The sequence below is a fragment of the Rhizobium sp. LjRoot98 genome, assembly GCF_964252935.1.
Lineage (GTDB): Bacteria > Pseudomonadota > Alphaproteobacteria > Rhizobiales > Rhizobiaceae > Pararhizobium.
The window spans coordinates 1,489,488-1,502,986 of sequence record NZ_CAXUPW020000001.1; the positions used below are offsets into that span (position 1 = coordinate 1,489,488).

Below are 13,499 nucleotides of genomic sequence, written 5' to 3' on the forward strand. Positions count from 1 at the left end.
TTTGACTGTCAGTTACTTGCGCCCAAGCATCCCGAGAACTTTGCCAAGGCCACCCTTCTTGGCTTTCTTGGCTGTTGCCCTACCCGTCAGGAGATGGGCAAGCTGCGAGAAGGTCTCGGCCGTCGGTGCTTTCTTGTCGATCTCGGCAATCATCCGGCCGCTATTGGCGGCATTACCAAACAGGACGACGTCGAACGGAATGATCGCAACCGGCTCGACTTCAAGGGAATCGCAGAAATCGTTCGGCGATATTTCGGGTCGCTTCGGCAGTCCGACCTGATTGAGCACCAGATGCGGCATCTTGTCGTTCGGCCGGATCTTCTTCAGCGAATCGAACAGGTTCTTGGCATTGCGCAGGTTGGCGAGATCAGGCACTGCGGTGATTACCACCTCGTCCGCCTCCGCCAGCACCGTGCGGGTCCAATCAGACCATTGATGCGGTACATCGAGCACGGAGACCGGAGCATTGCGCAACAGGATTTCCATCAACGGCTGGAAGGCCGTCGCGTCGAAATCATAGGGCCGATCAAGCATTGACGGCGCTGCAAGCAGCGATAGCCGCTCGGAGCATTTCGTCAAAAGCCGGTCGAGAAACATTTCGTCGAGCCGTTCCGGAGAAAAGACTGCTTCGGAGATACCTTGCGGCGGATCCTGATCGAAATTGATATTGGCGGTGCCGTACGGCAGGTCGAGATCGGCCAGAACCACCTCGGTGGAAAACAGGTTGGAGATACCCCAGGCGCAATTATGCGCCAGCGTCGAGGACCCCACGCCGCCCTTGGCGCCGATAAAGGCAATGCTGCGGCCCAACGGTTCGGCTTCCGGATCGACGAAGATTCCCGCGATGGCACCAAGCACGTCGGACATGACCACCGGTGAAACGATATATTCGGAGATGCCGTTGCGGATCAGGTCGCGGTAAAGCGGGATATCGTTGTAAAGGCCGATGATGATGACTTTGGTGCTGGGGTCGCAGACCGCGGCAAGCGGTGCCAGCTCCTGCATCAGCGAGCGCGGTTCGGCTGACGTTTCAATGATAATCAGGTTGGGTGTCGGTGTCGCGGAGAACATGTTGGCAGCAGCGGCGATCGAACCGCTGTTGACCCTGAAGGTGACCTTGCTCATCCGCCGGTCCTGGCCGCACCGTTCCATCATCCGCTGCAAAGCCTCGGTCTCGCAGAAAGCATGGACAGATATCCGCGGGAGCGGCCGCAGGTGATCGACATCACTCGGGCGAACGGCATCGGAAAAGCCATCCGGTTCACCCGAGGCTGTTTCAATCTTGTAGTCAATCGTGCTCATCGTTCTATCCCGTCAAACCGGCCGGACGCGTCAGTTGAAGTTGATCGTAGTGCCGCCATCGTCACCACTGTCGATGCCGCGATAGTCCTTGATCACCTGACCGCGCTGTACCGCATCGATCGGCGACATGGCGCGCGGACCGAGGAGATCCAGCGGATTGGAAATCTGTGCCGCGAGGTTAGCCTGGCTGGCGCAACCGAAGTTCTCGTAATTCTTGTTCTCGATCGTGTTGACGACCAGATCCTTCGGCCAGTTGCCACAGGGCGCGGTCTTTGCGGTAATCGCCGTATAGCTCAGCCGCACCGGTGCCGCATCGCCATAGGGCTCGGCCTGATAAGTGACCTCGACCAACCGGTTGGCAGGCACTCCAGCCCCGACCAGAGCGCCTCGGATATCCTTGCGCAGCGATGATGCAGCCTCGGCGTTTGCGGACCCACGCGGCACCAGGATCTGAACCGTGCCCGTAGAGGAATTGGTATAACTCTGCGCGAAGCCGCGGATGACGTCGCGTGCACCGGCTGTCAGGCGCCTGTCGCTGGACCCCACCGGCACATCGATTGCATGCTCGGCTTCGGCGATCACGATCGGGTGGCGTGTCCGGTAATCGTCAGGCAGGGCACCCGTGGACATGTTGTCACGGTTGGCGCAGCCGGCAAGGCTGGTTCCGGCAACCAGCAGGGCGCCAATGGTTATCAGGCGTGCGAGGCGGGCCGGGCGTGCAAAAATGTTTGGCCGCATGATCGTGTGCCTTTTCATATCGCGGTTCAGGATGATCTTCGTTGTCATGTCCGCTCCCACCTACTTGTAAATGAAGCCGACATTGCCGTGATACCGCCCGGTGGGGGCTGCCTGGCGGGTGCCGTAGATACGATTGACTTCGCCGAGAAACGCGCTCGACAGATCGTCGGTCGGATTGAAATTGTCATCCGGGCGCGACAGGTCGCCGCGCGCGACCGGTTGGACCAGATAAGGCGTCGCGATGATGACGAGTTCCGTTTCGTTGCGGACGAAATCCTTCGAGCGGAACAGCGTGCCGAAAATCGGAATCTTCGAAACGCCTGGCAGGCCCGACATCGCCTGACGAATATCGTCCTGGACAAGACCACCGATAACGATGGAGCCGCCGGAAGGAAGCTCGACGCTGGTGGATGCCTTGCGGCGGCGGATCGACATATAGGTCTGGCCGGGGACATTGACCGCGTTGCCGTTGACGACCGATCCCTCGAATGTCGGCTCCGAAACCTCGGTTGCAATTTCCAGACTGATGCGGCCCGGCCCCAGAACGACCGGCGTGAAATCCAGGCCAATGCCATACTCGACGGTTTCGACGGTTCGGCTAAGGGTACCCTCATCATCGATTTCCTGCTCGGACGGCAGACGATATTCGCCACCGACGGAGAAACTGGCCTTCTTGCCGGAAATCGCCGTGAGGCTTGGCTCTGCCAGCGTTCGCATTACGCCAGCCTGCTCCATCGCATTGAAATAACTGGTAAAGCCCATAGATCCGGAACCGATGGAACCGCTGATCTGCGAGGCGAAAGCGTTGACCGCGTTGCCGAGATTCGCCGGATTGCGGAAAGTGATGCCGTTGCCGCTGGTCGAACTCTTGATCGAGCCGCTAAAGCCAAGCTGCTTGAGCACCTGGCGGGAAACTTCCGCCACCGTAACCTTGAGCATCACCTGGTCTTCACCATCGATCCGGAGAAGATTGACGATCTGCGAAATCTGACGGCGCTCGGCAAAGATGTCGGCGTCGCCATTGTTGCCCTGTGCGGTGATATTGCGCGTCGTTGCCTCACCGCCTTTGATGAAGGCCTGCGCAAGCTCCTCGACGCGCGTGGAATCCAATGGCGTACGAACCGTGCCCGTCAGAACGATGTTGTCGGAGATGATTTCGACCTTGATGTCGGAATCCGGCAGGAAGCGGCGGAGGTTGGCTTCAAGGCCGGAAATATCACGCTCGACTTCCAGGTCGAGGCTGACAATTTCCTCGCCACCCGGACCGAATACGAAAATATTGGTCTGGCCGACCATCTTTCCGAACAGATAGATGCGGCGCGAGCTTCGTGTCACGGCATCCGCCAGCGCCGGATCGGCGACAAGGATGTCGTGCGCGTCGGTCGGCAGATCGACGACAACAGCCTTGTTCAGCCCCAGCTTGATGGTTTTCTTGACCCCTGGTCCACTATCGACGATGCGTACAAGCGACTGCGACGCTGCTTCCGCAACGAAGGTTCCAGCTGGCATGCCTGAAAAAGCAAGGCAAAAGGCCAACCCACCTGCGACAGAGCTCCGAAATTTGTTTCCGATCCGCTTCACGTTCCGCTCCCGCTCACACATCATTTCGCTTGAACCATGGATGAGCTGTCATCGCTCTTGACGATAGAGCCCGACTTGATGACCTGAATTGAGGGCCGTCCGTCACCGCTCAGCAGATAATCAGCCCCGATCGTATCCGGCTCCTGTGCATCGGCGACGCTGCGCAACACCAGCGACAGGCGTTCTGCCATCTGCTGGGCGACCGTCATGACCTTCGACTGATCCGGTGTCAGTTCCAGCGTCGCGGTCGTCCCGACGACTGACTTGGAGCCATCTTCCTTTTCCTCGACCTGCTGATCGATGGCGAGAACGCGGACGTTGCTGAGAACGGTTTCGGTTAGGAAATTGTCGTCATTCTTGCGCACCATGATGACGTCGACGCGGTCGTTCGGCAGAATGAACCCGCCGGCGCCGGTCGCTACGGTAATTTCGGTTGCAACAGCGCGCTTGCCGGCCGGCAGCAGCGACGACATGATCCGGCTCGACGAATCCGCGATCTTTTCCTGCCGCACCGGCTCACCGTTAAAAATCGGCAAGCGGACAACGACGCCCTGGAGATCAGTGACAGCGTTCGGACGAAGCTCTTCGGTGATCAGGCCTTCGACGACACCGTTTTTGGGCCAGGAAATCCAGCGCACGGCATCCGGATCGAGCCTCGATCCCACGGGCAGGCTCTTGCTGGCCACCAGAACGTTGACGGTCGGCTCGCGCTCGATCACCGGCGCGGCTCGGCTGACCACGGTCTTGCCGCTGGTCAGCTTGAGTGCCAGGAACCCGGCCAGTCCTGCCGATGCGACAGCCACTGCCAGAATAATAACGCGCACCGGTTTCATGATCTTTCCCTGCAGCCCGAGAATATGCCCGCCGCAGATTGATCAGGAATTGGTGTAATTATGGTTAACGGACCACTTACATTCGTGGTTAACAAATGGTTCGCCTCAAAAAGGCGCAAAAATCATTTCAGATGTACCGCGAAGCGGACACCACCGGTTCAGAATGAAACGAAGAGATTAATGCAACCGGGCAAGCGCGGCCATCATCAGCGGCGATGACGGATAGGCAAGGAAGCCCCCCAACCCGATGGCTATGCCATAGGGAATCTTCTTGGCTGTGAACAGCAAATGCGGAACCGGAAGCCCGGACGCCAGGATCGTATTTTCGCGGCCGCGCAACATCAGGATCAGGATTGTCAAAACACCGCCGAAGAACGACACATAAACGAGAAACTCAATCAGCGAAAAATTGAGGCCGAACCAGACAGCGCTTGCCGTCAAGAGCTTGGCATCGCCACCACCCATGGTGTTCATAGCAAACAGGGCGAAGCACACGGCGAAAACGATCAGGCCGGCTGCCAGATGCATGCCGATCACCGGCAGGCTAAGCCCCGCAAGAGGCGCGACAAGCACAAATGCACCCAACAGGATTGCCGGCACCCGGTTCGGGATCGTCATAGTCAGCAGATCGCAGATGGCTGCGATAGCCAGGCAAAGCGGCACGATTACAAAAATAATAGCCTGTGCCATCCCGCTCTCCAAATTGCTGATTTCAATCTACGCTACTGCACTTAAAAAAGTTGAAACAACGCTGCGAAAGAACATTCATGCAGCCGCAATAAAAAAGCCGCTTCCACCGGGAGCGGCTTTCTCAAAATCAAACTATTTAAAGCGTTACGACGGCTGATTGTTTTCCAGTGTGGTTTTCAAGCCTTCGAAGGTCGTGTTCAACTGCGAGCCAAGCGCCCCTGCGCCGGCGATCAGGGCAACAGAGATGAGGGCAGCGATCAGGCCGTATTCGATCGCGGTCGCGCCGGACTCATCCTTCATGAAACGTGCGAAAGTCTTGGTCATGGTATCTCTCCTACTTCACTTGTTTGTTCAGCACTTCCGCCAACTGTTTCCGTTGATCGGATGAGCAGAACCTACAGAGCGTGAATTTCAATTCGCTTAAAGAAAAGAGTTACCGTCGCGTTAACAGTTGACACCCGGTTTCATGGTGAAAAATCCAATAACCCAAAGTATAAAATGCCAGCTCTCTCCAGCTTCCCTCGTTGCTTGAGCATGATGTGCACTTTTGAGTGTCACCGACAACATCGATTTAACGCTTCATTCACCAAACCATAGGATGCTTGGGAAATCACATCGTCAGGAAAAAGCCATGAAATTGCAAAACACAGCCATCAGCGTGCGGTTGCTGACTGCGGCCCTCGCAATTCCGGCTTTTATCGGTTCATTTTTGGCGCCTCCGGCGACCGCAGCCGACGAGATGCTGAATGTCTTCATGAATCAGGCGCGTGTACTTAAGCTCGACCGGCCAGTCAGCAAGGTCATCATCGGCAATTCCGATGTCGCCGATGCCACTGTAGCGGATGCGAAAACCATCGTTCTGACAGGGCGCTCTTTCGGAACGACGAACCTTGTCATTCTCGATACGGATGGAAATGCGATCGTCGACGAGCGCATTCTGGTTTCAATCGACGAAGGCAATACGGTGCGTGTCTATCGCCAGACGGTCCGCTCGGTACTTTCCTGCACACCCAATTGCGAAGAGCACGCAACGCAAAAGACAACGGTTGCAAACTGAAGGCCAGTATCTGCAAGTGGCGCATACAACGATGAGCGCCAGGGGCAACGGCATGAACGCCGTAACCGGGGGTAAGATCTGGCCGCCAATCCTTATCATCCGGTAAGGGTTTCCATTCAAATTATTCTCACCATTGCATACGAAATATCAACAGTCGCTTCCTAATATGCCTCATCGTATGGCGCATTGCGGAATGGCGAAATGTTCAACAACCATGGTGAAGAGACTGCGGCTGGTCAGATTGACGGCTCTAGGCGCACCCGCGGCCCGCTGCGGCGTTTATTCAAAGATAAGTCCGGCACATCGGCGATTGAATTCGCCCTTCTCGCCTTGCCATTCATGATGGTCATCTTCGCCTCGCTTGAGACATTTACGGCGTTCACGGCCGAACAACTCCTCGCCAATGCGACCGAAAACATGGCCCGCAAGGTGCGAACCGGCCAGATTACCGCCACCAACACCACCAAAGAAGATTTCCGCAAAGCCTTCTGCGCCGAGATTTCGGTGATCATGACCTGCTCGGCGACCGAGGCTAAGACGCCGTCAAAACTGTTCATTGATGTGCGAAGCTTTGCGGATTTCTCCAAAATTCCGAACGCTCTCCCGCGAAAGAACGGCGATCTCGACACATCCGGCTTCCAGTTTACACCGGGTGGGCCGACGACAATCACTATCGTCCGTGCCTATTATCGCTGGGAAGTCATCACCGATCTCGTCCGCCCCTACATCACCAATTTACGCCCCGCCGGAACCAGTATGCCGAACGACTACCTGATGGTGGCAACATCGGCCTTCCGCACCGAAAGCTACTGAGGAGCAGGCCATGCGTTACCATAAGGCATTGTTCTGCTGGAAACTGGAGGCCTTCAGGGCGCTTTGGCGAGACCGGAAGGGAACCGGTGCAATCGAATTCGCGATCATCGCGCCGTTGTTGATCATGGCCTATATCGGTTGCTTCGAAATCTCGGTCGGCTTTAATGTCTCCCGGAAAGTGGCGCGCGCCTCAAGCACCGTGGCCGACGTGCTGACTCAAATGCCAAGCGTCGACAAAACCACTCTCGAGGGCATGAAAGCCGTCGCGAATAGCGTCATGTCTCCTTTTGGAATGGCCAATTACAAACTGAAAATGACTGGTATCAAGATGACCGGCCCCGGCGTCGGCAAAGTGGCCTGGTCTTATGATCAGGCGGGCACTGCCCCTTACAAGAAGGACTCTGTCGTCACCATGCCGAGCGATATCTCTGCCGTAGATACCTTTATCGTGCGATCGGAACTGGTCGTTCCACATGAGATCCTGCTCTTTGCACCGGGGCTCTCCGCAAGCGCGGTCAATAGCATCGATATTTCCAGCACCGCCTATTTCCGCCAGCGCGTCGGTGCCGAGATAACATGCGGCGATTGCCCGGTCTTCAAGTAAAAACACGCCGCTCCAATCTTAACCGAAATCCGCCAGCGATCTGGCCAATTGCAATATGTGCCGCGCCGGAGTATTTCTGCGCGGTTTCAGTCCCGCTGTGATCGCGTGGAATGAAACCATATATTTGTTCTGTCTCTCCGGCAGCATATTGGGTGGTTTATGGCGCGTGCCTTTCTGTTCGTACTAGATTCCTTCGGCATTGGCGGGGCGCCGGACGCGGTCGAATTTGGTGACGATGGCGCCGATACGCTCGGCCATATCGCCGAGTTCTGCGCGGCTGGCGCCGGTGACCGCGAGGGCCTGCGCGAAGGGCCACTGACGCTCCCCAACATGTCGGCGCTCGGCCTGCTGCATGCGGCAAAGCTCGCCAACAAACGCCTGCCTGCCGGCATGCCGTTGCCGGAGCGCGTGTTCGGACTTTACGGTGCTGCAAGCGAAGTCTCGCGCGGCAAGGATACGCCCTCCGGCCACTGGGAAATTGCCGGGACACCGGTGAGATTCGACTGGGGGTATTTCCCCGCCGAAGGTGACGCCTTCCCGGTCGAACTGGTCGAAGCGATCTGCCGCGAAGGCGGTGTCCCCAGTATTCTCGGCAATTGCCATGCCTCCGGCACCGACATCATCGAGCGATATGGCGAAGAGCATATGCGGACCGGCAAGCCGATCTGCTACACTTCGTCGGATTCCGTCTTCCAGATCGCCGCGCACGAACACTCCTTCGGCCTCGAACGGCTCCTGGAATTCTGCCAGGTCGTGCGCCGGCTGCTCGACGATTACAATATCGGCCGCGTCATAGCCCGGCCCTTCGTCGGCAGCACGCCAAAGGATTTCGTCCGCACCGGCAACCGCCGCGACTACTCCGTGCTGCCGCCCGAGCCGACCCTCCTCGATCGCCTGAAGGAAGCCGGGCGTACCGTGCACGCTGTCGGCAAGATCGCCGATATCTTCGCCCATCAGGGCATTGGCCGCACGATCAAGGCCAATGGCAATATGGAGCTGTTCGAGGCGACACTGAAAGCCATGGATGAAGCTGAGGACGGCGATCTGGTTTTCACCAATTTCGTCGATTTCGACATGCTCTACGGCCATCGCCGCGATGTGCCGGGTTATGCCGCCGCCCTTGAAGCCTTCGACCAGCGGCTGCCGGATCTGGACCGCAAGCTGAAACCCGGCGACATCGTCATCCTGACCGCCGACCATGGTTGTGATCCGACCTGGCGCGGCACCGATCATACGCGTGAACGCGTGCCGATCCTCGTCTTCGGCCCCGGCATCCGCACCCGCTCGATCGGCGTTCTGCCGAGCTTTGCCGGGATTGGAGAGACGATCGCCAAACATCTGGGCCTTGCCCCGGGTCTGCATGGGAGAAGTTTTCTGTGACCGCATATCTGAAGAAGGCCGAACTGCATTGCCATATCGAAGGCGCCGCGCAGCCGGCACTCGCTTTGATCATGGCGAAAAAATACAATGTCGACATCAGCGGCATCATCAAGGACGGGGCCTATGTCTGGGCCAATTTCAGCGAATTCCTGAAATGCTATGACGCCGTTGCCGAACTTTTCCGCACGGAAGAGGATTATGCGCTTCTGGCCGAGACCTATCTGACCGAGCTTGCACAGGCGGGCACGATCTACAGCGAGATCATCGTTTCGCCCGATCACGGCAACACGATCGGCATCGGCAGCGATGCCTATATCCGCGGGCTTGCCGCCGGTATTGCCGCAGCCAAGGAAAAGACAGGCATCGAAGGCCGGATGATCATCACCATCATCCGCCACATGGGGCCGGAGGCCGCCGAGCGGACAGCGCTCTATGCGGCCAAGCGCGAACATCCGCTAGTCACCGGCTTCAACCTCGCCGGCGACGAGCGCATGCACACGGTCGCCGATTTCTCTCGCGCCTTCGATATTGCCCGGGATTGCGGTCTCGGCCTGACCATTCATGCCGGCGAAATGGCGGGCGCCTTCAGCGTGCGCGATGCGCTCGATCATGTCCGCCCATCGCGCATCAGCCACGGCGTCCGCGCCATCGAGGATGCAGATTTGGTCAGGCGGATCGCAGACGAAGGCGTGGTGCTGGAGACCTGCCCGGGCTCCAACGTGTCGCTGCAGGTCTTCCCGGATTTTGCCGCGCATCCGTTGCGCGCACTTCATGAGGCCGGATGCCGGGTGACGCTCAACTCCGACGACCCGCCGTTTTTCCATACATCGCTGAAGCAGGAATACGAGATCGCCTCGCAGGTGATGAGCTTTAGCGACGAGCAGATCAATGGCATGACCCGCACGGCGATCGAGGCGGCTTTTGTCGATGAGCCGACACGCGCGCGTCTCCTGGCTTCTCTTTAAAGCCCCGCGCCGCTCTTTGGACCGCTCGGGCTGGGGATGACGCCGTAAAGCGCCGTTCTGGCCTTGCGGCGTCTCGCCTTTCCGTGAAAAAAGGATTTAAAATCCAGATCCCGCAGGAGGGCTTGGCCATGGACGGCGTTACAGTCATCAATCACCCGCTTGTGCAGCACAAGCTGACCATCATGCGCAAGAAGGAAACCTCGACAGCGGGGTTCCGCCGCTTGCTGCGCGAAATATCCACGTTGCTCTGCTACGAGGTTACCCGCGACCTCGAGCTGACGATGGAAACCATCGAAACGCCGATGCAGACCATCCAGGCGCCGGTTCTCGAAGGTAAGAAGCTGGTTTTTGCGTCCATCCTGCGCGCCGGAAACGGCCTGCTCGAAGGCATGCTGGAACTGGTCCCCTCCGCCCGCGTCTCGCATGTCGGCGTCTACCGCGATCATGAAACGCTGGAAGCGGTCGAATATTACTTCAAGGCGCCGGAAGCGATGTCCGAACGTCTGGTGATCGTCGTCGATCCGATGCTGGCGACAGGCAACTCGTCGATTGCAGCCATCGACAAGCTGAAGGAGCGCGGCGCGAAAAACCTGCGGTTCCTCTGCCTGCTGGCGGCCCCTGAAGGCATCAAGAATTTCCAGACCGCGCACCCGGATGTGCCGATCTTCACCGCGTCGATCGACAGCCACCTCAACGAGCAGGGCTATATCGTGCCGGGTCTCGGTGATGCCGGTGACCGGATGTACGGCACGAAGTAAGCCAAACGGCCGGTCTGACACAAACTCGGCAGACGGCAGGGCTGACCGGGCATTGCGGATTCCTTAACCAGATTCAAAACTCGACAGGCGGCCGCCGGAAAACCCGGCGGCTTTTTGCATCCTGTTAGCGAGCTTCGTGCTTAGCTGTGGAGAGGTTTCACTTACGGGGGTCGATCGATGCTGGTTCGTATGGCTGTCTTTGCAGGAGGCATCGCTGCCGCCGCCATGATAGTGCCGAACCTTGCCACGTCCTATCTCGATCGACCGCAAACCGGCACCGCCGTTAAACCGGCCCAGGTAAGCCCGGCGAAGTATGCCGGTGGCAAAGGTGTGATCCTGCAGCCGGGTCCCGGCGGGCATTTTTCAGGAACATTCACCATCAATGGCCGCAAGGCGGACGGACTGGTCGATACGGGCGCCAGCGTCGTTGCCATCAATGTATCGACGGCACGGAGGCTGGGCGTCTCCACAGCTTCATTGTCCTTTGACGCCAGGGTTAATACCGCCAATGGCATCGTCAAGGCTGCCGTCGTCATGCTGGATCGTGTCGAGATCGGCACGATTGCGGTCAAGGACGTCCAGGCGATGGTCCTGCCCGACAAATCGCTGTCAGGCATGCTGGTGGGCATGAGTTTTCTTACCAAGCTCTCGTCCTACAAGGTCGAGGACGGTGCGCTGCACCTTACCCGCTGATCTTGGAAACAATCACCGGCCGTTCCGGCAACGCGTCGCTGCCGATCCTGTAGATCTCCTGTAGCCGGGCACGCGCCTTCAATGCCTGATCTTCGCTGGCCGCATGAACAAAGGCGAAAGGTTCACGCTTCTCAACCCTTGTCCCAAGCGGTTTCAAGCCGCTGAAACCGACACGATGATCGACCGCCTCGTCCGGCCGTGTCCGGCCTCCCCCGAGTGCAATGACCTCCATCCCGACATCGCGGGCATTGCAGGATTGAAGATACCCCTCAATTGGCGCTTCGACGGGCAGAATGACCGGCGCTTTCACCAGGTAAGCATGCGGCCGGCCGATGAAATCAGCCGGACCGCCGAGCAAGTGAACCATTTGGCCAAACCGCTCCAGCGCTGCACCGGTGCCCAGCGCCTGGCGAGCAAGATCAGTGCCCTCTGCGGGACTGGCCGCGAAACCGGATGTCATCAGCATCTCCGCCGCGAAGGCCATCACCACCGCCTCAAGGCGGGTCCCGGCTTTTTCGCCGCGCAGGAAGGCGACGCAATTTTCGATTTCCACCGCGTTTCCAGCGGCATCGGCCAGGGGTTCGTTCATATCGGTGATCAGCGCCGTCGTCTTGACGCCAGCGCCATTGGCGACACCCACCAGCGAGCGGGCCAGCGTCTCCGCCTCCTCCTGCCCGACCATGAAGGCGCCATTGCCGATCTTGACGTCCAGCACCAGCGACTGCAGTCCCGCTGCCAGCTTCTTTGACAGTATGGAGGCGGTGATCAGCGGCACGGAATCAACCGTCGCCGTTACATCGCGGATGGCGTAGAGCCGCCGGTCGGCCGGTGCCAGATCGGCCGTCTGGCCGATGATGGCGCAACCGGCCTGCTGAACGGTCCGGCGGAAAAGTGCTTCCGAGGGCTTGATATCGTAGCCCGAAATCGATTCCAGCTTGTCGAGCGTGCCGCCGGTATGGCCAAGGCCGCGCCCGGAAATCATCGGCACGGCCAGTCCGCAGGCGGCGACGATCGGTGCCAGCATCAGCGATACGTTATCGCCAACACCACCTGTCGAGTGTTTGTCGGCAACCGGCCGGCCGATATCGACCCAGGACAGCACGTCGCCGCTGTCGCGCATGGCAAGGGTCAGCGCCACCGTTTCCTCAAGGTTCATGCCGGAGAACCAGGTGGCCATGGCAAAGGCCGCTACCTGTCCTTCGGAGATCGATCCGTTCGTGAGGCCACGGATAAAACCGGCGATATCGGCTTTGTCGAGCGTCTCGCCGTTCCGCTTTCGCCGTATGACCTCCTGCGGGATCATGATCAATAGGCCGTCGCGCCGGCCACCGGCTCGCGACCGTCCAGTACCGAGAGGATATCACCGAGCAGGCCGGAGGCACCGAAGCGGAACGTCGAGGGCATCGGCCAGTCCGGGCTGTGAATCGTCGCAGCAAGATTGAGGTAGAGGCGGGCATCGCCAACGGTGCGAACCCCACCGGCCGGCTTGAAGCCAACCTTGCGGCCGCTTTCGCGGATGCAGGTGAGCATGATATCCGCCGCCTCGAGCGTTGCGTTGACAGCAACCTTGCCGGTCGATGTCTTGATGAAATCAGCGCCCTCCTGGATGGCGATATGGGATGCGTTGCGGATCAGACCGCGATCCTTCAACTCGCCGGTTTCAAGGATAGTCTTGAGCACGACAGGCGCCGGGCAAGCTTTCCGCACGGCGGATATCATCGTGCGGACGGCCTGTTCGTCGCCCGCCATGAAGGCGCGGTAGGGGATGACCAGATCGATCTCGTCGGCGCCATCGGCAATCGCCTGCTGCGTTTCGGCGACAACGGTTTCGACAGGCAATTCACCCGAAGGGAAATTGACGACCGTTGCGATCTTAACAGCGCTGCTGGACCCAAGAATTTCTCGCGCCTGGGCAACAAAGCGCGGCCAGATGCAGATTGCTGCCGTATGTCCATGCGGCGTACGGGCAGAGGCGCAGAGCTTTTCAATCGCCTCGGGTGTGCAGTCGTCCGTCAGGTCGGTGAGATCCAACAGGGACAGCGCTAGTGCGGCTATCTGGCGATTGGAAGCTTCAAGCATCATGGT

The 13,499-nt window shown here is 58.8% G+C and carries 15 protein-coding genes; 7 read left to right on the forward strand and 8 right to left on the reverse strand.

The window, feature by feature from the left end; all coding sequences use genetic code 11:
- Window positions 1-12: 12 nt before the first annotated feature.
- The 6 genes from ACSQ3J_RS07360 to ACSQ3J_RS07385 all read right to left on the reverse strand — a co-directional run bounded on the left by ACSQ3J_RS07360 (window position 13) and on the right by ACSQ3J_RS07385 (window position 5,468).
- Complete coding sequence (locus tag ACSQ3J_RS07360) at window positions 13-1,302, reverse strand: AAA family ATPase (protein WP_060501031.1); 1,290 nt, start codon at window positions 1,300-1,302, stop codon at window positions 13-15.
- 30 nt (window positions 1,303-1,332) lie between these two features.
- Window positions 1,333-2,040, reverse strand: coding sequence for a CpaD family pilus assembly protein (locus ACSQ3J_RS07365; RefSeq protein WP_060501431.1), 708 nt, complete (start codon window positions 2,038-2,040; stop codon window positions 1,333-1,335).
- 60 nt (window positions 2,041-2,100) lie between these two features.
- Window positions 2,101-3,621, reverse strand: coding sequence for a type II and III secretion system protein family protein (locus tag ACSQ3J_RS07370; RefSeq protein ID WP_436038919.1), 1,521 nt, complete (start codon window positions 3,619-3,621; stop codon window positions 2,101-2,103).
- 20 nt (window positions 3,622-3,641) lie between these two features.
- Window positions 3,642-4,454, reverse strand: a complete 813-nt coding sequence (gene cpaB / locus ACSQ3J_RS07375) for a Flp pilus assembly protein CpaB (protein WP_060501035.1) — start codon at window positions 4,452-4,454, stop codon at window positions 3,642-3,644.
- A gap of 177 nt (window positions 4,455-4,631) precedes the next feature.
- The gene (locus ACSQ3J_RS07380) at window positions 4,632-5,144 is read right to left on the reverse strand and encodes an A24 family peptidase (protein ID WP_082511903.1); all 513 of its coding nucleotides are present in this window, start codon (window positions 5,142-5,144) and stop codon (window positions 4,632-4,634) included.
- 144 nt (window positions 5,145-5,288) lie between these two features.
- A complete protein-coding gene (locus ACSQ3J_RS07385; protein WP_060501039.1) occupies window positions 5,289-5,468 on the reverse strand; it encodes a Flp family type IVb pilin in 180 nt (59 codons plus the stop codon).
- 307 nt (window positions 5,469-5,775) lie between these two features.
- On the opposite strand from ACSQ3J_RS07385, the gene ACSQ3J_RS07390 reads away from it, so the two are divergent.
- From ACSQ3J_RS07390 to ACSQ3J_RS07420, 7 genes are all read left to right on the forward strand, one after another.
- Complete coding sequence (locus ACSQ3J_RS07390) at window positions 5,776-6,201, forward strand: pilus assembly protein N-terminal domain-containing protein (RefSeq protein ID WP_082511904.1); 426 nt, start codon at window positions 5,776-5,778, stop codon at window positions 6,199-6,201.
- Between the two features lie 201 nt (window positions 6,202-6,402).
- A complete protein-coding gene (locus tag ACSQ3J_RS07395; RefSeq protein ID WP_060501041.1) occupies window positions 6,403-7,014 on the forward strand; it encodes a TadE/TadG family type IV pilus assembly protein in 612 nt (203 codons plus the stop codon).
- 10 nt (window positions 7,015-7,024) lie between these two features.
- A complete protein-coding gene (locus tag ACSQ3J_RS07400; RefSeq protein ID WP_060501043.1) occupies window positions 7,025-7,618 on the forward strand; it encodes a TadE/TadG family type IV pilus assembly protein in 594 nt (197 codons plus the stop codon).
- A gap of 159 nt (window positions 7,619-7,777) precedes the next feature.
- The gene (locus ACSQ3J_RS07405; RefSeq protein ID WP_060501045.1) at window positions 7,778-8,998 is read left to right on the forward strand and encodes a phosphopentomutase; all 1,221 of its coding nucleotides are present in this window, start codon (window positions 7,778-7,780) and stop codon (window positions 8,996-8,998) included.
- Window positions 8,995-9,963 carry an adenosine deaminase gene (locus ACSQ3J_RS07410; protein WP_060501048.1) on the forward strand — a complete coding sequence of 323 codons (969 nt, stop codon included), beginning with the start codon at window positions 8,995-8,997 and terminating at the stop codon, window positions 9,961-9,963. Before ACSQ3J_RS07405 ends, ACSQ3J_RS07410 begins: the two co-directional genes overlap by 4 nt.
- A gap of 128 nt (window positions 9,964-10,091) precedes the next feature.
- The gene (upp, locus tag ACSQ3J_RS07415) at window positions 10,092-10,721 is read left to right on the forward strand and encodes a uracil phosphoribosyltransferase (RefSeq protein WP_060501050.1); all 630 of its coding nucleotides are present in this window, start codon (window positions 10,092-10,094) and stop codon (window positions 10,719-10,721) included.
- A 177-nt stretch (window positions 10,722-10,898) separates the two neighbouring features.
- Window positions 10,899-11,414: a TIGR02281 family clan AA aspartic protease gene (locus tag ACSQ3J_RS07420; RefSeq protein WP_060501052.1), complete on the forward strand. Its 516-nt coding sequence runs from the start codon at window positions 10,899-10,901 to the stop codon at window positions 11,412-11,414.
- Here ACSQ3J_RS07420 and deoA read toward each other — a convergent pair.
- Both deoA and deoC read right to left on the reverse strand, forming a co-directional pair.
- On the reverse strand, window positions 11,404-12,723 hold the full coding sequence (gene deoA, locus ACSQ3J_RS07425) for a thymidine phosphorylase (RefSeq protein ID WP_060501054.1): 1,320 nt from the start codon (window positions 12,721-12,723) through the stop codon (window positions 11,404-11,406). The two genes, ACSQ3J_RS07420 and deoA, sit on opposite strands and share 11 nt — an antisense overlap.
- Window positions 12,720-13,493, reverse strand: a complete 774-nt coding sequence (deoC, locus tag ACSQ3J_RS07430; RefSeq protein WP_060501434.1) for a deoxyribose-phosphate aldolase — start codon at window positions 13,491-13,493, stop codon at window positions 12,720-12,722. The genes deoA and deoC overlap by 4 nt, the downstream gene beginning before the upstream one ends.
- Window positions 13,494-13,499 lie beyond the last annotated feature (6 nt).

What these genes read in the sequence shown, in the direction of transcription:
- ACSQ3J_RS07360 (WP_060501031.1), bottom strand. Translation starts at nt 1,302, where the DNA reads ATGAGCACGATTGACTACAAGATTGAAACAGCCTCGGGTGAACCGGAT.
- ACSQ3J_RS07365 (WP_060501431.1), bottom strand. Translation starts at nt 2,040, where the DNA reads ATGCGGCCAAACATTTTTGCACGCCCGGCCCGCCTCGCACGCCTGATA.
- cpaB (WP_060501035.1), bottom strand. Translation starts at nt 4,454, where the DNA reads ATGAAACCGGTGCGCGTTATTATTCTGGCAGTGGCTGTCGCATCGGCA.
- ACSQ3J_RS07380 (WP_082511903.1), bottom strand. Translation starts at nt 5,144, where the DNA reads ATGGCACAGGCTATTATTTTTGTAATCGTGCCGCTTTGCCTGGCTATC.
- ACSQ3J_RS07385 (WP_060501039.1), bottom strand. Translation starts at nt 5,468, where the DNA reads ATGACCAAGACTTTCGCACGTTTCATGAAGGATGAGTCCGGCGCGACC.
- ACSQ3J_RS07390 (WP_082511904.1), top strand. Translation starts at nt 5,776, where the DNA reads ATGAAATTGCAAAACACAGCCATCAGCGTGCGGTTGCTGACTGCGGCC.
- ACSQ3J_RS07395 (WP_060501041.1), top strand. Translation starts at nt 6,403, where the DNA reads ATGTTCAACAACCATGGTGAAGAGACTGCGGCTGGTCAGATTGACGGC.
- ACSQ3J_RS07400 (WP_060501043.1), top strand. Translation starts at nt 7,025, where the DNA reads ATGCGTTACCATAAGGCATTGTTCTGCTGGAAACTGGAGGCCTTCAGG.
- ACSQ3J_RS07405 (WP_060501045.1), top strand. Translation starts at nt 7,778, where the DNA reads ATGGCGCGTGCCTTTCTGTTCGTACTAGATTCCTTCGGCATTGGCGGG.
- upp (WP_060501050.1), top strand. Translation starts at nt 10,092, where the DNA reads ATGGACGGCGTTACAGTCATCAATCACCCGCTTGTGCAGCACAAGCTG.
- ACSQ3J_RS07420 (WP_060501052.1), top strand. Translation starts at nt 10,899, where the DNA reads ATGCTGGTTCGTATGGCTGTCTTTGCAGGAGGCATCGCTGCCGCCGCC.
- deoC (WP_060501434.1), bottom strand. Translation starts at nt 13,493, where the DNA reads ATGCTTGAAGCTTCCAATCGCCAGATAGCCGCACTAGCGCTGTCCCTG.